Annotated in this window: 24 protein-coding genes; 9 read left to right on the top strand and 15 right to left on the bottom strand. The window is 41.7% G+C overall.

What is annotated here, in order from left to right:
- Positions 1 to 189: 189 nt before the first annotated feature.
- Positions 190 to 1,872, bottom strand: coding sequence for a capsule assembly Wzi family protein (locus tag BM207_RS01545; RefSeq protein WP_177217031.1), 1,683 nt, complete (start codon positions 1,870 to 1,872; stop codon positions 190 to 192).
- Between the two features lie 86 nt (positions 1,873 to 1,958).
- A complete protein-coding gene (locus BM207_RS01540; RefSeq protein WP_090991790.1) occupies positions 1,959 to 2,429 on the bottom strand; it encodes a helix-turn-helix domain-containing protein in 471 nt (156 codons plus the stop codon).
- Between the two features lie 189 nt (positions 2,430 to 2,618).
- On the opposite strand from BM207_RS01540, the gene BM207_RS19420 reads away from it, so the two are divergent.
- The 5 genes from BM207_RS19420 to BM207_RS01520 all read left to right on the top strand — a co-directional run bounded on the left by BM207_RS19420 (position 2,619) and on the right by BM207_RS01520 (position 5,575).
- Positions 2,619 to 2,915, top strand: coding sequence for a helix-turn-helix domain-containing protein (locus tag BM207_RS19420; protein WP_090991789.1), 297 nt, complete (start codon positions 2,619 to 2,621; stop codon positions 2,913 to 2,915).
- A gap of 364 nt (positions 2,916 to 3,279) precedes the next feature.
- On the top strand, positions 3,280 to 3,927 hold the full coding sequence (locus tag BM207_RS01530; protein ID WP_090991788.1) for a DUF6266 family protein: 648 nt from the start codon (positions 3,280 to 3,282) through the stop codon (positions 3,925 to 3,927).
- Positions 3,928 to 3,986: 59 nt separating this feature from the next.
- Entirely contained in the window at positions 3,987 to 4,352 is a 366-nt protein-coding gene (locus BM207_RS19080) for a hypothetical protein (RefSeq protein ID WP_177217030.1), read from the top strand.
- A complete protein-coding gene (locus BM207_RS01525) occupies positions 4,271 to 4,798 on the top strand; it encodes a CHAP domain-containing protein (RefSeq protein ID WP_143095901.1) in 528 nt (175 codons plus the stop codon). Before BM207_RS19080 ends, BM207_RS01525 begins: the two co-directional genes overlap by 82 nt.
- A 285-nt stretch (positions 4,799 to 5,083) precedes the next feature.
- The gene (locus BM207_RS01520) at positions 5,084 to 5,575 is read left to right on the top strand and encodes a hypothetical protein (RefSeq protein ID WP_090991787.1); all 492 of its coding nucleotides are present in this window, start codon (positions 5,084 to 5,086) and stop codon (positions 5,573 to 5,575) included.
- 136 nt (positions 5,576 to 5,711) lie between these two features.
- Here the strand turns inward: BM207_RS01520 and BM207_RS01515 are convergent, their stop codons facing one another.
- Positions 5,712 to 6,614: a Fic family protein gene (locus tag BM207_RS01515; protein WP_090992056.1), complete on the bottom strand. Its 903-nt coding sequence runs from the start codon at positions 6,612 to 6,614 to the stop codon at positions 5,712 to 5,714.
- A 233-nt stretch (positions 6,615 to 6,847) separates the two neighbouring features.
- Here BM207_RS01515 and BM207_RS01510 point away from each other — a divergent pair, with 233 nt between their 5' ends.
- Positions 6,848 to 7,153, top strand: coding sequence for a helix-turn-helix domain-containing protein (locus tag BM207_RS01510; protein ID WP_090991786.1), 306 nt, complete (start codon positions 6,848 to 6,850; stop codon positions 7,151 to 7,153).
- Complete coding sequence (locus BM207_RS01505; protein WP_218155008.1) at positions 7,146 to 8,393, top strand: type II toxin-antitoxin system HipA family toxin; 1,248 nt, start codon at positions 7,146 to 7,148, stop codon at positions 8,391 to 8,393. The genes BM207_RS01510 and BM207_RS01505 overlap by 8 nt, the downstream gene beginning before the upstream one ends.
- 229 nt (positions 8,394 to 8,622) lie before the next feature.
- Here BM207_RS01505 and BM207_RS01500 read toward each other — a convergent pair whose 3' ends face one another.
- The 11 genes from BM207_RS01500 to BM207_RS01445 all read right to left on the bottom strand — a co-directional run bounded on the left by BM207_RS01500 (position 8,623) and on the right by BM207_RS01445 (position 21,613).
- Positions 8,623 to 9,216, bottom strand: coding sequence for a sugar transferase (locus BM207_RS01500; protein WP_090991784.1), 594 nt, complete (start codon positions 9,214 to 9,216; stop codon positions 8,623 to 8,625).
- The gene (locus BM207_RS01495) at positions 9,200 to 10,429 is read right to left on the bottom strand and encodes a DegT/DnrJ/EryC1/StrS family aminotransferase (protein WP_090991783.1); all 1,230 of its coding nucleotides are present in this window, start codon (positions 10,427 to 10,429) and stop codon (positions 9,200 to 9,202) included. Before BM207_RS01495 ends, BM207_RS01500 begins: the two co-directional genes overlap by 17 nt.
- Positions 10,426 to 11,034 carry a GNAT family N-acetyltransferase gene (locus tag BM207_RS01490; protein ID WP_090991782.1) on the bottom strand — a complete coding sequence of 203 codons (609 nt, stop codon included), beginning with the start codon at positions 11,032 to 11,034 and terminating at the stop codon, positions 10,426 to 10,428. The genes BM207_RS01495 and BM207_RS01490 overlap by 4 nt, the downstream gene beginning before the upstream one ends.
- Positions 11,035 to 11,110: 76 nt before the next feature.
- Positions 11,111 to 12,343: a glycosyltransferase gene (locus tag BM207_RS01485; RefSeq protein WP_090991781.1), complete on the bottom strand. Its 1,233-nt coding sequence runs from the start codon at positions 12,341 to 12,343 to the stop codon at positions 11,111 to 11,113.
- A complete protein-coding gene (locus tag BM207_RS01480; RefSeq protein WP_090991780.1) occupies positions 12,343 to 13,146 on the bottom strand; it encodes a hypothetical protein in 804 nt (267 codons plus the stop codon). The genes BM207_RS01485 and BM207_RS01480 overlap by 1 nt, the downstream gene beginning before the upstream one ends.
- 13 nt (positions 13,147 to 13,159) lie before the next feature.
- Positions 13,160 to 14,092, bottom strand: a complete 933-nt coding sequence (locus BM207_RS01475; protein WP_090991779.1) for a hypothetical protein — start codon at positions 14,090 to 14,092, stop codon at positions 13,160 to 13,162.
- The gene (locus BM207_RS01470; RefSeq protein ID WP_090991778.1) at positions 14,089 to 15,303 is read right to left on the bottom strand and encodes a hypothetical protein; all 1,215 of its coding nucleotides are present in this window, start codon (positions 15,301 to 15,303) and stop codon (positions 14,089 to 14,091) included. Before BM207_RS01470 ends, BM207_RS01475 begins: the two co-directional genes overlap by 4 nt.
- Complete coding sequence (locus tag BM207_RS01465) at positions 15,300 to 16,049, bottom strand: hypothetical protein (protein ID WP_090991777.1); 750 nt, start codon at positions 16,047 to 16,049, stop codon at positions 15,300 to 15,302. The genes BM207_RS01470 and BM207_RS01465 overlap by 4 nt, the downstream gene beginning before the upstream one ends.
- Positions 16,046 to 17,101, bottom strand: coding sequence for a GumC domain-containing protein (locus BM207_RS01460; protein ID WP_090991776.1), 1,056 nt, complete (start codon positions 17,099 to 17,101; stop codon positions 16,046 to 16,048). Before BM207_RS01460 ends, BM207_RS01465 begins: the two co-directional genes overlap by 4 nt.
- A 4-nt stretch (positions 17,102 to 17,105) precedes the next feature.
- Positions 17,106 to 19,634, bottom strand: a complete 2,529-nt coding sequence (locus BM207_RS01455) for an SLBB domain-containing protein (RefSeq protein WP_090991775.1) — start codon at positions 19,632 to 19,634, stop codon at positions 17,106 to 17,108.
- A gap of 824 nt (positions 19,635 to 20,458) precedes the next feature.
- On the bottom strand, positions 20,459 to 21,613 hold the full coding sequence (locus tag BM207_RS01445; protein WP_177217029.1) for an ATP-binding protein: 1,155 nt from the start codon (positions 21,611 to 21,613) through the stop codon (positions 20,459 to 20,461).
- 625 nt (positions 21,614 to 22,238) lie between these two features.
- Here BM207_RS01445 and BM207_RS01440 point away from each other — a divergent pair.
- Both BM207_RS01440 and BM207_RS19235 read left to right on the top strand, forming a co-directional pair.
- The gene (locus BM207_RS01440) at positions 22,239 to 22,454 is read left to right on the top strand and encodes a hypothetical protein (RefSeq protein WP_090991772.1); all 216 of its coding nucleotides are present in this window, start codon (positions 22,239 to 22,241) and stop codon (positions 22,452 to 22,454) included.
- Positions 22,444 to 22,590 carry a hypothetical protein gene (locus BM207_RS19235; RefSeq protein WP_245768003.1) on the top strand — a complete coding sequence of 49 codons (147 nt, stop codon included), beginning with the start codon at positions 22,444 to 22,446 and terminating at the stop codon, positions 22,588 to 22,590. The genes BM207_RS01440 and BM207_RS19235 overlap by 11 nt, the downstream gene beginning before the upstream one ends.
- Positions 22,591 to 22,977: 387 nt before the next feature.
- Here the strand turns inward: BM207_RS19235 and BM207_RS01430 are convergent, their stop codons facing one another.
- The gene (locus tag BM207_RS01430) at positions 22,978 to 24,180 is read right to left on the bottom strand and encodes an ATP-binding protein (protein WP_218155007.1); all 1,203 of its coding nucleotides are present in this window, start codon (positions 24,178 to 24,180) and stop codon (positions 22,978 to 22,980) included.
- Positions 24,181 to 24,471: the final 291 nt, after the last annotated feature.

Genomic DNA, 24,471 nt, shown 5'->3' with positions numbered 1-24,471 from the left:
AATTAATTTCGCAAATATACTATTATGAACTTGAAAATGTTAGGATTAAGCTCAAAATTAATCGTCTGTTAATCTAGGCGCTTTCCCTTAAAATTAACAAGTTCTGCTGCTTAAGCAAATTTGATGCCGGTAATAAAGGAAAATTTCTTCTTTTTTCCAGCTAGTTGTTTACGAGGTAATTAAAATATCTTACAAACTATACATTAAGCCTATTTTTAAATTGAAATTAGCGAAATCATTTTTATTCCCATGCCAATACTCACCCACTGGGGGATTGGGTAAATAGTATTGATAATTCAACGAATTAATTAATCCTAATTGGGCATTTAGGGTAATTTTACCCTTAGTATAGTCAAATTGTCCAATAAAACCTAAATCAACCCAGTGCCTTCTCGGATCCCTAGTTGCATTAAAACCTTTATAATAAAGATCATTATTGTGCACTCTTCTCTCTATCTTTAAGCCAATTCGTTTTAGCTCCTTTACCCAAGCTATATCTAAGGTTTGCATATTATCGGGACCATTACCAGCCCCTAAGAATTGTCCCTTCTGCGTGTAACCATGAATAATTTGAGAGTGACTATACCATGTACCGGCGCCTCGAACTTCATTACTATTAGATTGTTCTAATTGACTAAACTCAACCCCAATTTGAATAAATTCCCCTGCCTTTTGCCTAAAAGGGACCAGCTTATTGAAGCCAACAACATAAGCACGAGTATGTTCCGGCTCCAAAAATGCATCACGTCCATTCCATGAATGATCCTCTCTACCCCACTCAAAATAAATTTCTGAACGTGACTCTGGCCATACCCAGCGGGTAAAAAACGAAATAAGCTGATCTCTTTTTTTAGTGTCTTCTGTATTTGAATTGGAATCCTCAGCATAAGCTGATTTTGTTAAAAAAGAGAAAACAGGTAGGTAATCGGTAAAACTATTGCCCACATCGTTACTATAGGAAATGAAAGAACGATTTAAGCCTAAATATAAACCCGAGATCCATTTTGGTTGATAAGCAAGCGACAAACCGTTGATGTAGCGAGAATCTCTCTTTTTAACGCTATATTTTACCCCCTCGGGATTAGCAACTCCTGAATTTTCCAATTTCCCTGCTATCAATTGAGCTTCAAATGAACCAATCGCCGTTATTACTGGCTTAGTCGTATTTAATGTTAAGTGTTTAAAACCAGCGGCATTGTTTGTCATAATTAAACTGTTATATCTGCCGGGTCCCCACCATAAATTTTCATTAGAAATACCAACAGATGCAGCACCCAAATTTAAGCGCACACTACTTTGGCCTAAATTAAACTGGCTATAAGTTCCATTCCCAAAGTTGGAAGGAGCATCTACCGAATTATAATACCCATAATAAGCGTTCAATAGTGTTGCCGGCTGATCAAAATCCGTTAAAACTGGATATTTACTATTCTGCGCAAAAACATACTCCGGCCTAAACTGCACGGTTAACGGTCCTGCTTTTAAAAATACCCCGGCCGAAAACATAGCCTGGTAACCTTTAGAAGGGATCATTGCCCCATCATTAATACCGTAAGGGTGGTGACTGTTTAATTGTTGCTGCAATGTGATAGGCAGTGCATACAGCTTAAACTTATTGCTGCTACTAGCCCATAATTGCGTACGTAATTTAACTGAGGAAGCAGAATCACCGTAATTCAAATCATCGGCTTCACTCATATGTAACGGCCTTACCATAAACGACCTTTTTGAAGTATCGTTACCTAGCAGTTGTTGCCGCCTAAAATTGTCTTCCAAATTATGCAGAAGCCCTAAGGGTAAGGTTTGTGCAGAAGCTATAAAAACATTGGAGAGGAGAAACAAGAAGATGGCAACCGTTTTAATTCTTTTCATCGCTTTTAATATGTGTAAGTACATACGTAATAGGATAAAGATAGTTTTAAATATTTTGAAGCACAATGTTTAGTATTATTTTTTGGCTAGGCCTGTTCTTTCTTAATCTTCCTTACCTTATACAGCATAAAAACAAAAACAATCAGCGAAACACTCCACCGAGCCTTGTTAATTGTTGCTTCAGAAGCTTTGTAGTATAAACAAAAACCCGTAACAAACTCGTAAGTGGCGCCCAGAATAGCAATAAATGAACCGATAATGAGCATATTACCTAGCGAAGTGTTCCAAAAAATCACTGGCTTTTTTGCCTTTGAACTTTTTTTAAGCGGTACGTAAAGGGGATCCGACTTATCTACGGGAGGTAATAAATCAGTTAAGAGAACGTCGAAATATTTAGCGATGATTTCAATTTGCTCACGCTGAGGCAAACTCTCCCGCTTCTCGATCCTACTATAACTGCGCTGTGAAATGCCAAGTTTGAGCGCTATTGCATCCTGGGTAATGCCTCTTACTGCTCTGAGATTGCGTAGGTTTTCTCCAAAATTAAATTTAGCCATGGGAATAAGCGTTAAGCTAGGTTAACTTATTTAATCTAAAGTAGTTAAATAGTTTGGTTATAAAAAGTGCTTTAATCAATAAGATAATAGCCCTTGCCGGTTTTAGACAGGCTCTGTGCCGCATTTAGACAGCCTTTGCCTTTTTTAGACAGGCTAGTTGACACATCTTTGAGAAAACAAATTTCTTTGATGGAAAACAATACTCCTTTCGAAATGCAAGTGTTAGAACTCCTACGGGAGATCCTGACAGAATTGAGGAGACCATTGCCCATAATAGACTCCCCTTCTCCCATCACTCCAGAGATAAACGATGAAATGTTGACGCGCCAGCAGGTAATAGCATACCTCCGCATAAGCGATAGCACTTACAGACGTAAAGTAAAAGACGGAACTTTAAGACCCATGAAAATGCCTGGGGGAAATCGATTTTATAAGAGCGATCTGAATAGCGCATTCATGGAAAGTATTAATCGAGGTAGGATCTGACAAGACCCTGGGACTTGTTTGGGATTGCTTCGGGATTAGCTTGAGACTCGCTTACCTGTTATTAACATATCCTTAACCTTTTCTTTACCTCCCCTATACCTGTTATTAACCTAAATAGCAAAAAAAAGGCATTTTTTAGTAAGAAAACAGGCTACACTATTACCTTTTAATTTCAATTCAATCTTTTACCATCGTGAACGAGACAAACGTTCATTTTCGTTCAAAAACGTTCATTTTCGTTCATTTTCGTTCAAAAGTTCAGTGGAAACGCCCACCGCCCTAAGTTTGCTTTCATAATCAATCATTACCGGTAACAAAGCGATTATGAACAAACAGTTTTATTCACAATTTAAAAATTAAAAAAATGGGAAATTATTCAAAAGGTGCCAACGGCACCATTTCAGGCAAATTCGGTAGCGTTGTGGGCAGTAGCTGGCGCAAAGTAAACTACCTTAGGAGTCTACCAAAGAAGAGCGCTAAAAAAGCGTCGGAATTGCAACTAGCCGTACAGGCTAAATTTACGCTATCAGCAGCTATGCTTAGTCCTATAAAGGATATCCTCTCACTCGGCTTTGGCGACAAAAAACTGGGTGGACTTACAGGCTACAACGCAGCAGTAAGAGCATTTATCACAACAGCGATCGAGGGCGATTATCCGGATTATACCGTGAGCTACCCCACAATGCAGTTAAGCAAGGGAACATTGGCACCCTTAAGACAGCTGCATATGCTTTTGGAAGGCAATATGCTTACGATAAACTGGATCTTTATTGAAAAACGCGGAATCCATGTTGATGATAAGGTTATAGTAGTAATCTATAACAAAACCAGCAACCTGTACGATGTTGAAGAGAGCGCAGTAAGGGCAGGCGGAACGCTTAGCCTGGAATTAGACGGAGACGTTGGGGATGAGCTGCACATTTGGGCATTCTGCGTCACGCGAGACGAGCGTAAAGTTTCGCCAACCCAGTACTTAGGTAAAATAACACTACCTGAACTGGAAGCTATCTAGTATTTACCTAATCCGTTGCACACTGTGCAACGGACTTTTCACCCTTAAACCTTAAAATCATGGAATACCTAAAATCAATTCTCTTTCAAGGGCCACGCCTAAAGAAAGAATACCTCGGAATTTTGATAGCACTTTTGCTCTTCATCATCTTCCCGCAAATGGTGCGTATGGTCGACAATAGCGCAGCCCCCATAGACCCCGGCGCACTAAGCGCAATTTTAATGGCAGTACTAGCCATGTTCATTTTTAAACTCGCCACGTGGTGGCTCATCAGAATGATCTGGCCAATATTTGCGATCTATTCAATTTATCATTTCGAAACCAACTTTAAACACTTTACGCCATGGCAAAAATCAATCATTTTTCTCAGCTTTTATTGCTTTCTGTTATTGGGATTTATCCTGATACTGGTAGCGATACTTTAAGAACCAAAGTTAAACAAATTTACACCTCGCAAATTGGCGTACGGGAGCAAGGCAATAATTCAGGCCCTGCCGTTGAAAAATATCTTGCCTATACTGGCCTCGCCAAAGGCAACCCCTGGTGTGCCGCATTTGTATGCTGGGTGTATGGACAAGCGGGCATAACCAATCCGCAAACGGGTTGGTCGCCAAGCCTGTTCCCCGCTACAAAAGTAATCTGGGATCGTGGCAAGCAGAAAAAGCCCCCAGCCCAAGCCGACATTTTTGCCATTTACTTCGCCGATAAAGGGCGCATTGCCCACACAGGTTTTATAGATAGCTGGGACAACACCTGGCTCATTACCGTAGAAGGCAACACCAATACCCAAGGCAGCCGTGAAGGCGATGGCGTGTACCGCAAACGGCGACTTGTAAAAAGCATTTATCAAGTTGCGAGGTATGTTAACTAAGCGTCACACCAAGCATCCGTCATTGCGAGCGCAGCGAAGCAATCTCAATGCAAGCGTCCGTTCCAAGCGTCCGTTCACGGAGCGTCCGTCATTGCGAGCGGGCGGCCCCGTCATTGCGAGCGGGCGTCATTGCGAGCGTCCGGCCCCGTCATTGCGAGCGCAGCGAAGCAATCTCACGGTTAGATTGCTTCGCTGCGCTCGCAATGACGGAAGAAGCCACCCAACCAAACCAACCCCACAAACCCAACCACCCAACCCAAAACCCCAACCCTAACCTCCAAAAAAATGAAAACCCTCACCCTTACCCTAGCAGCCATCATAGTAACCCTCTCTGCCTGCGGCGTTAAAAAATCATTAACCCGCCTGCAAACAAAAACCTCTGTACAAGAGCAAACAACCACCAGCGAGAGCCAATTACAATGGAGCACTTATACTCGCCAAAGCACAGTAAACGACTCAACCGCACACTTGTACAAGATTACCATCTTCCCTACCGACTCACTATTCCATTTCTCTATACAAGAAGGTTTTAAAGGCAAAGCAAAAAAAATAGAGATTAGCGGCTTAAGCACACAGCGTAGCTACGCTACCGATACCACATCAATGAATAGCATTACAGGCAAAGACAAACAAATTCAAACAACCAAAAAAGCTACCGATAAGGCTACTTCGGTTGTAAAAGCTGTTAATAAGCATAAAAATTATTGGGTATGGCTAGTTATGCTGGGAGTGGGGGTTGGGCTGTGCTATTTTTTAAGATTGTCATTGCGAGCGTAGCGAAGCAATCTCTTTGGTTAATTGTTCAATCGGTTAATCGTTTGGGTTGTTCGTCATTGCGAGCGTAGCGAAGCAATCTCGCGATTAGATTGCTTCGCTACGCTCGCAATGACGACTTACTGCAGGATAGTTTGTATCAACCCTCATCAACTATAGGAATCTCGAAGTAAGTTAGGATATGCTTGTAATTATCTTGAGCAGAAAGACAGGTGTCTAGTAAATACTCCTTTACATGGTTCCATTCTTGCAAGCCCCTGTAATAAAATAGTTTTAAATTTTCCTCAATAATAAATGGAGTTATATTATTTGCCAAACATTCTTTAAACATGATCAATCTGCCAACACGTCCATTGCCGTCTTGAAAGGGGTGAATTAACTCAAAATCATGATGAAAGGCAATAATATCCTGAAAGGTTTTTCGCTCAAGCAGATGGTAATCAGAAAGCAGTTGCTTCATTTTGGTAGTTACTTCTTTAGGGTGACAAGTTTCATTACCTCCCACTTCATTGGGGAGCTTTTTGTAATCGCCAACCTTAAACCAATCTTTTCTACTATCCGACGTGCCAAATTTCAATAAAAAATGTAATTCTTTAATCAATGCTTCACTAAGTTTAGCCTTAGCTTTATCGATTACTAAGTCAATACACCGGAAATGATTAGTGGTTTCTAGGATGTCATCTACATTAATATTGTTTTCGGAAGCTCCAATGGTATTGGTTTCAAAGATAAAACGCGTTTGCTCCTGCGTAAGCCTACTGCCTTCAATACGATTAGAATTATAAGTCAAATCAATTTGAGTACGATGATAAATGCCGCCTTTTAAGCTCATCTCCTTTTGCTCCTTTAATTGATTAAGCAATATATTGTCGCTGAACTTTTTCTTATTTTCTTTGTCAGGGACTGTAGCATCTGCTGGAATATTCCAGGTCTTACCCGTCAAGAAAGCTCCATTTATCTTGCCCGTAGCACAATAATGACGCACAGTTCTTTCTGGCAATCCCCATTTATTCGCAAATTCACTTACTGAAATGTAGTTCATATATTTTACCTGCATCTTTGCCGATATCGGCAAAGATATGACAAAAATATACAAAACCACCTACTTCTTGCCGATAGCGGCAGCAGTCTACAGCTCGCAATGACGAAGGTTATGACAACGCACCGCCGGATAGTTTGTATCAACCCTCATCCCATGAGGGGCTAAAATAAATTAAATTTTAAATTGCTAGATATTATCAGCATATTTGAATACTATGCCTAAAATATTAAGCAATGAGAACTAAAAAACCAATCCTATTTCCTAAGCATCAAAAGGTTCTCCAAATCTTAGGAGAGAATATCAAGCTGGCGAGAAAACGAAGGGGATTAACCATTCTCCAAATTGCCGAACGGGCAGGGCTGAACAGAAATACCCTCACCAGCATAGAGAAAGGAAGTCCTAATGTATCCATAGGTGCGTATTTCAACGTCCTTCGGGCAATGAACTTACAGGATGATTTCTACAAATTGGCTAGCGACGATGAGTTTGGCCGTAAACTTCAGGATCTACAACTTCTAGCCCAGACAGATAATGGCTGATAAAACAGACATCTACATCTACGCCCACTGGGCGCCTATGGCAGAACCGAGAGAAATTGGAATATTGACCGCTACACTGGCCAAAGGCAAAAAAGCATTCAGCTTTGAATATCACCCACAATGGATAAAAAGTGCTGATTTTTTTCTGCTTGACCCTGATCTGGGACAGTTTTCTGGACCTCAATACCCCTCGGGTAAGGAAAATTTTGGTGTGTTTATGGATTCCATGCCCGACACCTGGGGAAGGACATTGATGAAAAGGCGTGCTGCCGACCTTGCGAGAGCAGATAAAAAAACGGCACCAACGCTATATGATATCGATTTTCTACTGGGCGTAAATGATGAAAGCAGAATGGGTGCCCTTCGCTTCAAACTTGATCGAAATGGGCCTTTCCTTGATGACAACCATGACAGACCAACACCACCCTGGGCACATCTAAGAGAATTACAGGACAGTGCCGATCGTTTTGAAAAAAATGAGAATGACGAGAATATAAAAGAATGGCTTGAAATATTAATTGCACCTGGTTCATCACTAGGAGGGGCAAGACCAAAAGCAAATATCCTTGATGAAAATGGACAGTTATGGATTGCCAAATTTCCCTCCAAAAACGACACAATAGATAAAGGGGCATGGGAATTCCTTGCCTATGAGCTTGCCATTAATACAAATATCGAAATGGCAGAAAGTAAGCTTGATTATATTGCCGGAACATACGGCACGTTTTCGACAAAACGTTTTGATCGCCACGGAAAACAGCGCATCCATTTCTCATCGGCAATGACTATGACTGGCAATAGAGAAGGTGCAATATCAGAAGACGTGGGTTATCTGGACATCGCAGAATTTATTCAGAGCAATGGTGCCTACATAGAAAAAGACCTCCAACAATTATGGAGAAGGATTATTTTCAACATCGCGATATCCAATACCGATGACCACTTGAGAAACCATGGTTTCCTTTTGACACCCGGGGGGTGGAAGCTGTCCCCTGCATTCGACATCAATCCATCAATCGACAAACAGGGGCTGGCACTAACCATTGATAGCAACAGTAATGCGTTAGATTTCGACCTTGCATTTCAGGTGGGAGAATATTTCAGGTTGAACCAGCAGCAAATGGACCATATTTTTGGCGAGGTAAAAAAAACTGTGGGCACCTGGAAAGAGGTGGCAAAAAAAATGAAAATCCCACGAGGGCAACAAGAGATCATGGCTACCGCTTTTAGGTTTGGTTAAAATTAGCATTATAAGTCAGATCAATTTGAGATTGATATACTATTTATCGTCATTGCGAGCGCAGCGAAGCAATCTCACGACTAGATTGCTTCGCTGCGCTCGCAATGACGGGACTACCCAATGACGGGATTTCGCAAGGCGATTGACCGAATAACCAAGTGCGGACTTAGATTGCTTCGCTGCGCTCGCAATGACGGAATTACGCTAGGACGGGAGTCGCAAGGACACTTTACTTTGCCAAAATAGACTTTACCGTGTACCCAATAATTTTTAAAGAGCCCCAGGCCGATTGGCTGAGGTGGCTGGATTGTAGATTGATATTGATCTTATCGGGCATAATATGCTTGATGTAGGCCTGCTCCGGATCATCGTACTGCGCCAAAACAACATTCTCGTCTACATACTTGATAGAAGCCATATCGGTAATGCCCGGCTTTAAAGCTAATACCTTTAATTGCGCAGGAGTATACAAGTTCACATATTTACGTACTTCTGGCCGCGGACCAACGAGGCTCATGTCGCCCTTTAGCACGTTAATTAACTGCGGCAATTCATCTAACTTAAACTTGCGCAAAAAATACCCAATCGGCGTAATCCTTTCATCCCTGTCGCCCAAGGTTAATAAACCATCCTTTTCGGCATTGGGATACATGGTGCGGAATTTTAACAACTTAAAGTCGCGGTTAAACTGGCCAACCCTACTTTGTTTATAGAGCGCCGGGCCTTTTGAACTAAGGAGAATAAAAATACTTAACAACAACAAAAAGGGAAGTAGTAAGAGCAAGCCAATAAAAGCGATCAGTACATCAAGCAATCTTTTCACTAGCCTTTACAGTATGGTATGAATCTTCTACCGCAGAACAGATAAAATTAACCTGTTCGGTAGTAAGTTGAGGGTATATAGGTAGCGAGATTTCTCTGGCATAATTATCATAAGAAACCGGGAAATCCTTAATATCAAAACCTTTGTTCTTAAACGTTGTAAGCATTGGCAAGGGTAAAAAATGCACGTTTACCGCAACCCCTAGCTTTACAATATGCGCAATCATTTCATCCCGCTCAATTTCGGTGATCCCAACAATGCGCAAGGCATATAAATGGTAACAGGTTTCGCGATGCTCATCTTTAAGTATGGGAAGCTGTGCCCAAGACCGGCTGGTAAAATAAGCTTCGTATTGTTGGGCAATGCGTTTGCGCTCAACAATTAAATTATGGTTATACTTTTTAATCTGCGCTAAACCAATAGCCGCACAAATATCCGGCATGTTTACTTTTAAACCGTCAAATAAAATATCGTAGCGCCACCCACTTCCGTTGCTCTTGCTAAAAGCATCTTTCGTTTGTCCGTTAAGCGACCATAACCGCATTAATTCATAAACCTCTTGCGCATTAAAAGAAGCCGGCAAGTGCAGGCTAATGGCACCGCCCTCTGCCGTAGTAATATTTTTTACAGCATGCATCGAGAAGATATTCACATCTGCACAAACGCCAGAATTAAGATGCTTATATTTTGCCCCGATGGAGTGTGCCGCATCGGCAATTACCATCACACGCCCCATTTTCTGCTGCACATCACTTTCGGCATTAAACTGCGCTAGCGCTTCGGGTGCCGATACGATTTCTTTTAACCGATCATAATCGCACATTAAACCAGCTATATCTACCGCAATAATAGCTTTTGTTTTGGCAGTAATCGCCTTTGCCACCGCAGCCGGGTCTATATTAAAATCAGGAAGAACATCAACCAATATTGGTGTGGCACCACAATGAATTACACTTAATGCCGTAGCCGCATAAGTATAGGCAGGTACAATCACTTCATCGCCCGCTTTAACCCCCAGCCATTTTAAAGTAAGGATAGCACCCGATGTCCACGAGTTTACACATAAAGTTTGCTGACACCCGGTGAGTTTATTAATCTCCTGCTCCAAAGCCTTTACCTTAGGACCGGTGGTAATCCATCCAGATCGTAAAGTATCCGCTACTTCCTTCAGCACATCATCATCAACAAATGGAGGAGAAAAAGGGATTTTCATAGGGGCAGTGTCTTACTATATAAGTTCATTTCTCTATTTCCTTGCAAAAAAGATTTCACAAAGATATAATTGTTATTGCAATAAAATCTATTTGCGTGCTCATTATTTAACGCATCTGTTGCTAATACCAATGTATCGAGCTTATTTTTTTTTAGTTCGGCTTCAAAAGCACCCAGCACAATACCCCCAATTCCCTTTGCCTGTTGCGAATTTGATACACAAATAGACAACAACGTAGGCGTATGCTGAAAGTCGGCATTTGCTTTGGTAGTTAAACTGGTTAACAAACGCTTAATTTTACTCGGGTCGGTTAGGAGGTTAGGCAAGGCCGAAAAACCTAGTTTAACCCAATTCTTTTTTAAGACAGCGCCATAAAACCCCAGTGGTTGTTTGGTGCCAATAGCAAAACCTATGAGCTCCCTATCTTGTGTATAAGCGCCAACAGCAACGCTCTGCTGGTGCTTTAAAACACCCTGATAAAATATCTTCAAAAAATTTACGCCCAATGAGGTTAGAAAAAAACCTTTAAAAGCCTTAAAATGTAAGATAGCAATATCCTTGGCATCGGCCACGGTTAAGGTTGTTAGGTTAATCTCTTTATTCATTAAGGTATAATAGTAAAACTACAAATTTATAAAGGCAATCGCAAGCCGACAAAACAAATGCCAAATTACCTAATTGTTAGCTTTTACTTAAAATTTTTTCTGCTAAACTTACTACTTTTTTATGCTGACTTCCCGCATCAAAATCAACCGCCAAAGCCAAGGCGTTAGCACTCATTTGTTTACGTAAATCGCCATCATTTACCAGCGTTACAATCGCTTCGGCCATGGCTAGGGCATTTTCGGCTTTGTATTGGAGGCCTATTTTTTTACTCCGCACAAAATTACCCAGGTCGCGACCTAAAGAATTAACCAGCGGTAATCCCGCAGCTAAATAATCATAAGCCTTTAACGGCATGGATACGGTAGAGCCGCTTACATAGCTGGATAAAGCCAAATCGCATTGTTGATATAGCAAACCCACATCCTGCGTATGCAAACTGCCTACATACACCAAGTTAACCCGCGGTTGGCTCACAAGCTCGTGCAAAGGACCGTCGCCCGCAATAATTATTTTTACAAAAGGTGCTTTTACTGCCAGTATTTGAGCGCAGGCTATAATAGTTTTAATATCGTAACTAGGGCCTAAGGTGCCCGCGTAAACCACCCAAATCTCATGAGGCTGCTTGGTTAATTGCTGCAGGATAGGACTCTCAAATGTGCCCCCTTGCAGTGCTTTCACCTCCTGCACATCTACCCCAATGTAAACCACCTCATGTGGCAAGGCTGGGTTTGCTTTGAGTGCCAATTCGAGATAATCTTTAGCCACTGCGATAACCCCATTGGCCTTTTTGAACAACCTGTCTCTCCGATAGTAAAGGGGCGAGAAAATAACCTTGCCCAGAAATGCGAGCTTATTTGGCAATAAAATATGAAAAAGTTCCGGCCATAAATCTAACACATCAACCAGTAACTTGGCCTGCGTATACTTAACAATGTCTAAAACAATATCGGCAATAAAAAGTGCCGGCTCGCCTAAAATGATGAGATCGGGTTTAAGATCCTCAGCGGTGTGCTGGGCCACGAAATTCTTTATGTTCTTCGCATAATTGCGCTCATACTTAATTCGTGCAACAGAGATGTGCCCTTCGTAACTGGTTGAGGGTACAATCTTGATCAAATAGTTGGGGTTAACCACTACATCTTTCCAACCTTCGGCTCGCTTTGCCTTACTGCGGTGCTGGATATTGGACACCCACGATATTACCTCATGCCCTTTAGCGGCAAAAGCATCGGCTATTAACGTAGTGCGATAGGTGCGCCAGCCCTCGCCAGGGATATTGCCATAAGGGTTAATGATCCAAACTTTCATTATTTGCCTTTCATACCTTTATAAAAAACAAAGGGATCTTTCAATAATTTCATGCCTGTTTCTAACTTCCGTAATAGAAAAGGCTTGGCGCGGTAAAGGCCCCTTCGTGCAAAATCAACCGCAATGCCGTTTTTGGCAAATAAAGCCGGCATAGCCGGATGCCATTTACCTTTAATAATGCCCGTATGCGTATATAAAACAGCCGGGGGTGCCTCACGGTTAAGCGTTAAAAACAACTCATTGCGCAGCTTGGCCCGTTGCGTACCAAAAATCTCGAACATCCACCCATTTTCTTCGGGCTTAAGGTAATTTAATAAAGTATCCCTACGCCAAATACCGGCTTGTGTTGAGATGCGGTAACGGGAATTTAACACCTTTACCACCCTACCGTCTGCAGCCCAGGGGGCAAAAGGGGGGAAATTGCCAAAATGGGTAAGCCCAATGTATTTAATCTCTTCATTGGCTTGCATCATCTTAACCATTTCTTCAATAAGTGCGGCATTTACCGGCGCTTCGATAAAATAATCTTCTTGCAGGTAAAGCACCAGGTCGGTATCAATTTGCTGCAGTGCGGTCATTAAGCACTCGCTCCAGCTTAACCTGCGGCCGGGACTTGCTGCATTGGCAGCACTACACTTAATAGGCAAGTTGCCAAAACGATAGCCAGTTTTAAATTCGGTATTGAGCAAAATAGGCACGTTGGCAACGTTCCAGTATTTTTGGTAAAGGGTAAAAAATGGATCCCAGCAATCTTCAAAATTATCGGAAGAGTTAACGAGGATGGTATAGGTAGGGTTTATCATGTATCATTAAAAATTAAGGCGCCATGGGCACTAAGCCCAGTACAAACCAATTGTAGGCTCTGTAAAAAAAGAAACCCGCACTTAAAAACAGTAGTAATAACTTGGCCAAGGTAGAAATTTCTTTTTGGGCAAGAATAACTAATAAAAATATAATAGATAGTTCGCTTAAACGGGAACTAACCGACGCAAGGCTGTAAGATGCCCCGGCAATGATTAAAAGCAGCCCGAAAAACAACCGGTGAAAATAATCGAGGTTGATAAATGCCACGCCATAAATAGCCAAATACAATAAAAAGGAGAACGAGCCCCTCGCGGCATCCTCTTCCAGGTAATAAAGATACCTGCTGTCTTCCAATAAAATAGTAAGGCTCGAATAACCAATAAGCGCCACAACGGCAAACACATAAATGAGATAGTTGAATTTGCGGGTAGCAAGATAGAGAAGATAAAAACCGCCTACAAAAATATGGAACAAAGCAATGAGCACCCACATTAAGCCTCTTTTAACCGGACTTTCATTTTCATCGAAATGGGTGGTTAACATTAAACTGATGGCAATACCAAAACGCATCTGATTAAGAATTACCGTAAAAAAAACAATCAATATCACCAAGGCCGTATGATAAAAGCCGGCATACCTCACTAAACACAGGATAATATAAGATTGCACAACAATATAGAAGCAATAGATGAGCAGCAGGTAATCGCCATTAAACACAAAACTGTCGCCCAAAATTCTTAACAACCAAAAGATCACCGAATTGGTTTCTAGCGCCTCTAAAAACTTAACCCCTTCTAAGCTTTGGATCACGAAAACAGAAACCCCCAGATCTTGGTTATAATAGCCCTTAAAAACCAAAGTGATGGTGCAGGCAATTGCCCACAACAAAAACACGGCTAATTGCTCAACAACTTTAATTTCTCTATAGGCTGTTAAATTGATCAATGCTTTAGTACAAGTTTATGTGAAGGTAAAAACCAGGTCGAAATCCATAAAAACAATCCGAATAAAGTAGCCGAAACAAAGAAGAAGCTCAATTCGATCTTTACAAAATCAATTAATAAAAAGGCAAACATCCCTGCCGCAAGCAATAAAAGCGTGGGTAGGAGCTTAAACCTGCTATAATCATACCGTTTCTGATAAATAAGGCAAGCCAAATAAATGGTATTCGCCAGCCCATAGTAAACAACTGCCATCAAATCTATGGTATTAAACACCCGCAAATGATGGTAAAGATAAGTAAATCCTAAAATACCGGCAATAATGATGCTACCGGCAACCAAGGTGAACAGGGAATATTTAAAAAGACGGCGGTAAAACGACTGTTGTTTACCATCTCTGATTAGCCCTCCCACCTCGCTTGATACTTTGGTGTTTAAGGGAAACAGCACACCATTGGTAATTTTCGTTAACTGATCTGCCGTATAGGCTACTTTAGAACTTTGAACTGCATCGGGGTTGGCAACAATAAGATCGCGATCGCGCACAATAATTAACTGTGCAAGGGCATTAAAAGAAGCAAAGCTAAAACCGTACGATAAATCGGACTTTAACTTAACCGATAGATACGCTTTGATAGAGGCCATTTTTGCCGAGATGGAGAGGCGGCAAATGCGAATAAAAAAAAAGAAGCCCAGTAAATTGCCCAAAGCCATTATTAGGATAACATGATCAATAGACAATACCGTAACGTGAAAACTATACTTTAACACGAGCATAAATACCAAAGGGAAAATTGTTCTAAAAATCTCTATGATAGTCATTTTTAAAAACTGCTGGTTAAGCTGATAGTGGATGAGCACCACAGAACTGATGAGATGGCCCAGGATAAAAAAATAGATGGCAAAGCGGGAGATATGGTTAAATACATTTAGTAAAATAGCCAGCTCTAAGGGCACAATAATTAAGGCCATAAAAAACGCGGTATAGAAGTAAATGATATGCTTATAGATAGAACCCAAATGAAAGGCATTTTTTAACAATAATCCGCTTAAAACTCCCCCCGCCAACGTAGAAAGCAAGGTAAGGTTAGCATAACTGCTTGAAAAGCTGCTATAGCCGGTAATACTGATCATTTCTTTCAGCATCACAAATAGCAGCAGACCAAATAGGCCATTCACTACCCTGCTTCCGATCAATATGATAATACTTCTCATTTTAGTTGATAAGCGAATAGCCCTAACTTAGCGAGCACTTTAAAAACAAGCTCTTTAACCCTATAATCTAAATCATTGGAGCTTCGGGACGAAGAGAGAAAATGAGCTTCCAACTGGGGGTAATTTAGCTTTATTGGTTGGTGGCTGGTCGTTTTTACATAGCAGTACATATAATATTCCAAAGGCTTTTGGTGGCACATAGTTGGCAAATGTGCATAGAAGAAACGACAGAGCGCCACAAAATGTTTAGCGGGGATGAGGTAAAAGCTTGTTAAACAAAACCTGATTTCCTGCCTCAATGGATTACCCATTCTGTACACTACCCCATGCTGGGCCTGGCTGATAATTTGTTGAATGTTTTTAACGCGGTATCCGGCACTTAACTTCATTACATAATCAAAATTAGACAGTAGCGTTTCGAGTTGCGGAAGGGAATGGAATAAAAGTGCTGCTTCGAGTCTAGAGGGTCCGTTCACTGCATACTCATTGGCAAGCAAGGCAGTTTCGTTAACACCGTAGGCACCATTTAAAATAGTTAGCGCTTCGGCAAATAGCGCTTGCACCTGTGCAACATCCCGAATGGTTTGGTCTACAATAGCGATATGGCGAAAACCATTTGAAGCAAGATGCAATAAGGTTTGCTTAATCCGTTCTACTCTAATTGGTGAAGGGCTTGCCAAGCTTTCTCCTTTTGTACCAATATAAATGGCAGAGGTGATAATCACCAATATTCGCTGAGACTTCATTCCATAATGCGCTGATAAAGGCGTGCGCCCAATAGATAAATTGTGGCCATTAATAGAAATGCCAGTCCCCCAAGCAACATAAACTTAACCATCGAAAATTTAGTTTTCTCTAACGGAAAAACTGGTTCATCTATTAATTGGATGAGTGGCGTTTCTTGCCTTAAAGTAATTTTGCCCAGCTCTAAATTTTTAGAAAGCTCGGTTAGTATCGCTTTGTTTGCTTCGGCATCTACCTGTCTTTTTTGAGAGGGAACGCGCAAAACCTGACGGGCAGGATTGGCATTGGGGTTAGCATCATTCGAAGCCGCAACACCTGTAAGTGCACGGTTTAATGATTTACGGATAGAATCTGCCTGATGCTGTAGAATATTTACATTAGCGGCCGATTTCTTGACCTTTGTTTGGATATAAAAATCGTTTACATTTTTAACAATCTGATCATTAAACACCTTGGCAAACTGCTCGTCTTTAGACGTATAAGCCACGCTGATTAAACTTAACTTCTTATCTGGCCTCGATACCACCAGTTCTTTTTTATTAATGGCCTGCACAATCACGGTTAACACGCTATCTTGTAGCACCGACAATTTTCCACTATTACTAAAGTTTAAATCACCAAGCGGCTTTACTTGTCCCCAGGCATTACGAAGCGGGTTAATGGCCAGGTATCGTTCTACCAATGGCTGACTCTTATTGTTAAATACTGCATGCGTAAGCAAGGTTTTCACAATCATGCTGCGAGACTTATAAAGCTCAATGATATTGTCGCCCTGGAAAATGCCGTTCGAACTAGACCCGCCAATATCCAAACCTACCATAGAAGCGATATTGGCATATTGCCCTAGCGACCTTGATTTATCCGTGTCTTCCAATACAAAAGTGCTTACCGCCGTATAAACAGTAGGCTTGTACCAGGCATACACAGCGCCAACGATCATCCCTAAAAACAGGGCGACAAACAAGGTTACACGCTTTAACTTAAGATAGCTACGCCATTCTTTTATTTGTAAGAATATTGCTTTAAGTTCAAATTCCCTTTTTACCTGAGACATAATACTATCTGAATAATGTAATGATAATAGCCGCCATAGAAGCCAAACCTGTACTAATGGCAATCCACCCTTGGGTGGTCATTGGTTCCCGCTCTGCACGCTTAGGCACAAAGATTTCGGCCCCCGGTTTAATTTTCGGATAATTATTGAAGAACAAAAAGCGCTTGGCTGCCTCGGCCGACCCGTTGGCATATTTGATATAAACGTTTTTCTTTAAGGCATTGGTGGTAAAGCCTCCTGCACCGTTAATGTACTGCTTTAAATTTCTTCCGGGTTTAAAGATAATGCTGTTTGGATTTAATACCTCGCCTGTAATTTTAACGATCTGCAGCATTTTTGGCACCCTGATCACATCGCCATCCTCTACAATAAGATCCCAGTCGCCTTTAGGTTTCTTTAAGATCTTCGTTAAGTCGATCCCAACCAAATCAGACTGGATTAACTCCTTTTCCTTCTCGATAGAAAGGGTATCCTTCACGCCCGCCTGCTGCACTCTTTTTAAATTTAAGATTTTCTTATCTTCCTCTTCTTTATTATCGATCGCATTCTTATTGGTTGGATTACTTTTTTCGGTACCCGGTCTTTTAAGCGAAGCACCATCGGCATAAGCCAAAGAAGTTAAGCCCCCTGCCCTTTTAATGATATCCGATATGCGCTCATCTTTACGGCTAATGGTATATGGCCCCGGCGAAAGCACTTCTCCCTCAATTTTAACCTGCCTTTGCACGGTATAACCCTCGGCATTTCTGATGGATACAATATCAAAGGGCTCTAAGGTAAACTTCTGGTCTAATAATTTCAGGTTCTGATCTACATTGATGATGAAGATCTCTGCAGTACGCGCAGAGGCGGAATTGGCATCACTGTTTTTAATCCTTCTCGAAACTTCTACCCTGCTTGGTGTAGCGCCCTCTTTAAAACCCCCAGCCATTTGAATAAGATCTTCTAATTTCATCTGGTTCGCAAAATCGTAATCGCCCGGCTCCCGTACTTCTCCCTGGATAGAGACTTTGTACTCATCTCTTAAATCGAAAATAGACGAAATAGTGACTTTATCTTCTCTTTGCAACGGTATATCGGTTGCGCTGCCGTCTAAAATCTTCGATACATCAAAAGAAATTAAAGCGGGGCTATTATCGGGATTTAAACGGTTGATATAACCACGGTATAAAAACGCATCCTCTGTTAAGCCTTCGGCCTTTTGGATGAGCTGCTTGAGGGTTAAACCTTTATCGAGTTCAAACTGCCCGGGTCTAAATACGGCACCAGTAATTTCTACCCGGTTCTCAAAGCGGTCTAATATAGGCTCTACCACAAACTTATCGCCATTGCTAGGCTTATATTGGTTAAATGCATTGGCATCAATGTCGATAATCTTGCGCTCGGTAGCGGTATTTTGTAAAACTTTAACTTTTGCGCGGTAAGCCTCACTGCTAAAACCGCCTGCAAATTTCAATACATCGGCAAAGGTTTCGCCGGTTACGGTTTCATATAAAGCAAAGCGCTTTACCTCTCCGGCTACTTCTACACGGGTTTGGTAAACGGGAATATGGATCACATCCTGATCTTGTAAACGGATATTGCCTTTCTGGATCCCGTTCAGTAAAAAGTCGTACGTATCTATGGTACTCACCACCTGGTTATTGCGGATTACCTGGATATTACGGAAGGAACCGTTTTCGCTCGGTCCGCCCGACGCATACAGCGCATTAAAAACGGTGGCGAGCGAGGGCAAGGTATATGTTCCGGGCTTTACAATGGCACCTGTTAACACCACTTTGATACTGCGGATGTTGCCGAGGTTAACGGCCACATTTGTACGTCCACTGCGCATAGCGGGATAAGTTGGGGTCATAGCCCTTTTAATTTTGGCAGCGGCTTGTTCTACCGATAATCCGCCAACGGCTATTAAGCCCACATACTCCATTCTAATGGTACCATCGGGACTAACTTTCAATTGATAATCCTTTTCATTATCGCCGGTAAGGTCTATGAGGAGTTCATCATCGGGCCCAATGATATAGCTTCTTGGGGTAGCCATCCGCAGGTTGGGTTCGAAAGTTATTTCGCCATTCTTAAATAGGTCGGCCCCGAATATTTTAGGTTTTAAGCCTTCGAAAAGCTCTTGCATTTGCAGGCGAAGCTCCTCTTTGGGAGAGTACTGTTCGAAGTCTTTGTCTTTCTTTTTGGTAGTATCGCCCGGTTTATCTTGGTAAGTGCGCGAGCGATCGGCTGTTTTAAGGTCTTTAAAATCTGAGTTCGGCTTGGTTTTGTCCCCGTCCAGTTTCCTTATTTTCTCTACCCGAAGGCGTAATTTCCTGATTTCCGAATCTTTCATTCCCTGCGCAGCGGCCATTTGCTCGAGCTGTGCATCATCAAAACCGATAGATTCGGCACGCTGTATCAGTTGTCTGATCTGCGTATCCGTTAAATCATCAACCTTTACATCGGCATAATTTGTTTGCGCCAGCACCGGTGTGGCAAAGAGCAAGGTAAAGAAACACAACAAAAGGTAAATTCTTTTAAACTTCATAAAGTGGTAGCTGTAGGTTTAATAAACAAACATACGGAAATATTTTACGTAGTAAAAGGAGTTTGTTGCGAGGAAGGGGTTGAGGGGGGCTGGAGGGGGTTGGGGGTTGGGGTTGGGTGGGTTGGAGGGTGTGGGGTTGGAAGGGCGGCGTTCTTACGTGAAGTTGGAAGGGCGGCGTTCTTACGTGAAGTTCTTACGTGGAGTTCTTACGTGGAGTTCTTACGAAGCGTCCCTACGTGGCATCCTTACGGGGCGTCCTTACGGGGCATCGTTGCGTAGCGTCCGTCATTGCGTAAAGTGCGTCCCGTCATTGCGAGCGCAGCGAAGCAATCTCATTCATAGCGTCCGTTTCATAGCTTCCTTACGAAGCGTCCCTACGTGGCATCCCTCCTTAGCGTCCCGTCATTGCGAGCGCAGCGAAGCAATCTAGTCATGAGATTGCTTCGTACCTCGCAATGACGACATAGCTTTTTATATATAGCGAAGTAATTTTATTCATAGCGTCCCTATGTGGCGTCCTTACGTGGCGTCCCTCCGTAGCGTCCTTAAGAAGCGTTCTTACGGGGCATCGTTGCGTAGCGTCCGTCATTGCGTAAAGTGCGTCCCGTCATTGCGAGCGTAGCGAAGCAATCTAGTCATGAGATTGCTTCGTACCTCGCAATGACGACATAGCTTTTTATATATAGCGAAGTAATTTTATTCATAGCGTCCCTATGTGGCGTCCTTACGTGGCGTCCCGTCATTGCGAACGCAGCGAAGCAATCTAGTCGTGAGATTGCTTCGCTGCGCTCGCAATGACGGGAGTTGCAATAACACCTCGGTGGCTACAGCTCGCTTAATATATTTTCCAAGAAAAATTGCAGCCCGCTAACTGTTGTTTTACTATCCAAAGCGTAATGCTTCTCGCCAGGAGTAATCACAAAGGCCTTTTCGATCGCTAAATCATCCAATACATTGTAAAAGCCTTTAGAAAGAGAAGGAACTGCGGCATATTTGATTTCAATAGCGACAACAGGCTTAAGTCCATCTACTAATATAACATCACATTCGGCCCCATTTTGAGTCCGATAGTAATACATATCTAGTCGTCTAGGTTTCAGCTGGTAGACTTGTTCAATAACATAACCTTCCCAGGAAGCGCCAACAATTAGGCTTAAAGGAAGATCGGCACTACTTTTAATCCGGTTTAACTGATGGAGTAAACCACTATCTCGAATATAAACCTTGGGTGCTTTTACCACCCGTTTTGCAACATTGATGTACCATGCAGGCAATTGCCGAACCATAAAAGCCCCTTCCATAAAATCTAGATATCTTTTTATGGTCGGGCTACTAACACCTAACGATCTCGCATAGTTTTCTGCAGTCCAAATGCTCCCCGTATTTGCAGCTAACATATACCAAAAATTACGAATAAGTACTTCAGAAAGGCTAACACCAAAAAGTAAATTAAGGTCCCGTTCTATATACGCCCTGATAAAATTCTCTGCCCATAGCGAAAATTGCTGATCGCTAGCGCTTGTTAAGGCAGTAGGAAAACCTCCCCTAAACCAATGCTGCTCTATAGAAATGCCGCTATCAATTGCCTCCAACAGGTTCACCGGAGCCATTTCAGCAAAAGCAATGCGACCAGCTAAAGATTCGGAAACCCCCTTAACCAACGATGGTGACGCAGAACCAGTAAGTATAAATCTACCCACAGTTCTATGTTGATCTATTATAGGCCTTAACTGACGGAATAAATCTGGCATGCGCTGAATCTCATCCAGCACGATACAAGCATCTTTATATTGTTCGAACAAGAAAGCGGGATTGCTCATTCGTGCAATGTCCGCATCATTTTCAAGATCAAGATAAACAACTTCCTGCAAACTATTTTTGAGCAATTCACTGGTAAGGGTAGTTTTTCCCACTTGCCGTGGACCTAATAAAGCAACTGCTGGAAATGTATTGAGCAATACAGCTAATTGTTCTTGCATTTTGCGTTTAATCATAAATCAAAGATAGCAATTGTCCAAGTAATATTAAAATGACACTTTAGAATTACTTGGTAGAACGTAATTGCATGGCGATCTTACATACGTCCCACAGTAGCGTTCTTACAAGGTGTGCTTACGAAGCGTCTATTCCTGGCGTCCGTCATTGCGAGCGCAGCAAAGCAATCTGGTCGTGAGATTGCTTCGTACCTCGCAATGACGACATAGCTTTTTATATATAGCGCAGCGTAGCCATCTCATTCATAGCTTCCCTTACATAGCGTTCTTACGAGGTGTGCTTACGAAGCGTCTATTCCTGGCGTCCGTCATTGCGAGCGCAGCAAAGCAATCTGGTCGTGAGATTGCTTCGTACCTCGCAATGACGACATAGCTTTTTATATATAGCGCAGCGTAGCCATCTCATTCATAGCTTCCCTTACATAGCGTTCTTACGAGGTGTGCTTACGAAGCGTCTATTCCTGGCGTCCGTCATTGCGAGCGTAGCGAAGCAATCTGGTCGTGAGATTGCTTTGCTTCGTGCTAGTACTTCCTCAACAAGCACCTAGTTAAACTAGCCTGTTTTATATTGGCTAAGTATTTGTTATATTTGTAATAAATTGACCATGAAATGCAAGTTACATTAGAAATAAACGGCGAGAAAGCTTTCTCCATACTTGATGTGCTTAAAAGCATTAAAGGGGTGAAAATTAAATCCGTAGAACCAGAAGCTCAATCTGAGGAAGCTTATCTTTTAAAGCTTAAAGACGCTGTTGAGGAAGTTAACCAAGCTAAAGCTGGCAAAGTGAAGTTAAAAACTTTCGACGACTTGCTTAGTGAAATATAAAGTATTAACCTCTGGATTATTTAACAAAGAGTTTAAATCTTTATGTAAAAAATATGCTTCGGCTAAAGCCGATGTAGCTTCGGCAGTACTAGATCTTCAAAGAAATCCAACACAAGGAGTAAATCTGGGAAAATAATTGCTACAAAATCCGGATTGCTGTTAAAAGCAAAAACAAAGGCAAATCTGGTGGCGCAAGATTGATTACGAATGTTTGCATCAGAGGGGAAGAAATTTATTTACTATCTATATATGATAAAGCTGATAAAGAATCTATTTCTGACAAAGATCTTGAGGCCATTTTGAAATCACTGAAATAATCATTGCGCAGCGACGCAATCTAGCTGTGAGATTGCTTCGTACCTCGCAATGACGGAACTATAACCGTCGCAATTAACAAAAAATCGTCATTGCGAGCGTAGCGAAGCAATCTGGTCGTGAGATTGCTTCGTACCTCGCAATGATGGGGAGATTGCTTCGTCGCTACGCTCCTCGCAATGACGGGACAATCTGATCATACCTTCATTTACAAATTCAAAAGAAATTTACTAACTGCATAAAGTGGCACATTAACCAACCACTCCTCTTTTCTAAAATCGGACATAGAAGTACGCACAGAAATTTGTGGCTCATATTTCTGATAAAATGCCCGTAAACTTTTCGATTGAAGATTCTCTTCTGCTTTTACTTCTATCGGAATAATTAATCCTTTTAACTGCACTAAAAAATCAATCTCGGCTCTTGCATTCTCGGCAGACCAGTAATACACATCGATAGCTGGAATAGAAGTTATTAATTGCTGTAACACATATTGCTCGGTGAGTGCGCCTTTAAACTCTTCAAAAACACCAAGTTCGCCAAGTAAAGTCTTGATGTCGAGGTTACCCATTGCTGCTAACAAGCCCACATCAACCAAAAAAAGCTTAAAGGCACTAAAATCTTCGTATGCTTTTAACGGGAGCGCAGGTTTTGTGGCCCGATTTACTTTATGCAAGAGCCCACAATCTATAAGCCATGATAAGGCAAGTTCGTAGTCTTTGGCTCGCGCTCCTTGTTTAAGGATACCATAAATGAACTTTTTATTTTCCTTCGCAAGTTGCGCAGGTATAGAATTCCAGAGCATTCTTATCCTCGGAACAATTTCATGCGGGGCATGTTTAGAAAAATCTTGTTCATAAGCCATCAAAATCTTTTTCTGTATCTCTCTTACCTTAGCAAAGTCCTGTTTTTCCATAAATGATTGTACCGCCTCTGGCATCCCTCCTACATAATAATATTGCTTAATCAATTCTATATATTCATTTTTGAATTGCTTAACCATCTCCCAATCGCCAGTATTCAATAAGTCTAAAAATCTTCCCTTACCCAAAGCCTGCATAAACTCATTAAAACTTAAGGGATAGAGATTAAGGAAATCAACCTTGCCCACAGGGAAAGACGTATGCTTTGCCATTGCCACCCCTAGTAGAGAGCCTGCAGAAACAATATGATATTCAGGTGCATTTTCGTAAAAGTATTTGAGTGCCGTAAGTCCCCTTGGCGCCTCTTGTATCTCATCAAAGATCAAAAGCGTATGATGTGCCTCGATGGTGATGTTTGTCTCAATCTGTATAGCAAGCAATATTCGCTGTATGTTAAAGTCGGTTTCGAAGATTCCTTTTAGTCGACTATTACTTTCAAAGTTAATATATACGCATTGCTTATACGCCTCCTTACCAAAGGCTTTCATTAGCCAAGTTTTGCCTACCTGCCTTGCCCCTCTAATAAGGGAGAGGCTTACGGTTTTTAGAGGCTTTCCATTCTTCTAGAAACGCAAATTGACTTCTATTCATACACAAATATACACTTTTACGTACGACTTATTGTGAAACTCAACACTTTTATGAACGACTTTTTGTGAAATCTAACACTTTTACGTACGACTTTTCACACGACAGGGGGTAAAATACCCCTTAATGGTATTTTATTCGTCATTGTAAAGTTCTTATACGAAATCCCGTCATTGCGAGCGTAGCGAAGC

Source organism: Pedobacter insulae, assembly GCF_900113525.1.
Lineage (GTDB): Bacteria > Bacteroidota > Bacteroidia > Sphingobacteriales > Sphingobacteriaceae > Pedobacter > Pedobacter insulae.
This window is presented reverse-complemented; position numbering and strand designations above follow the sequence as displayed.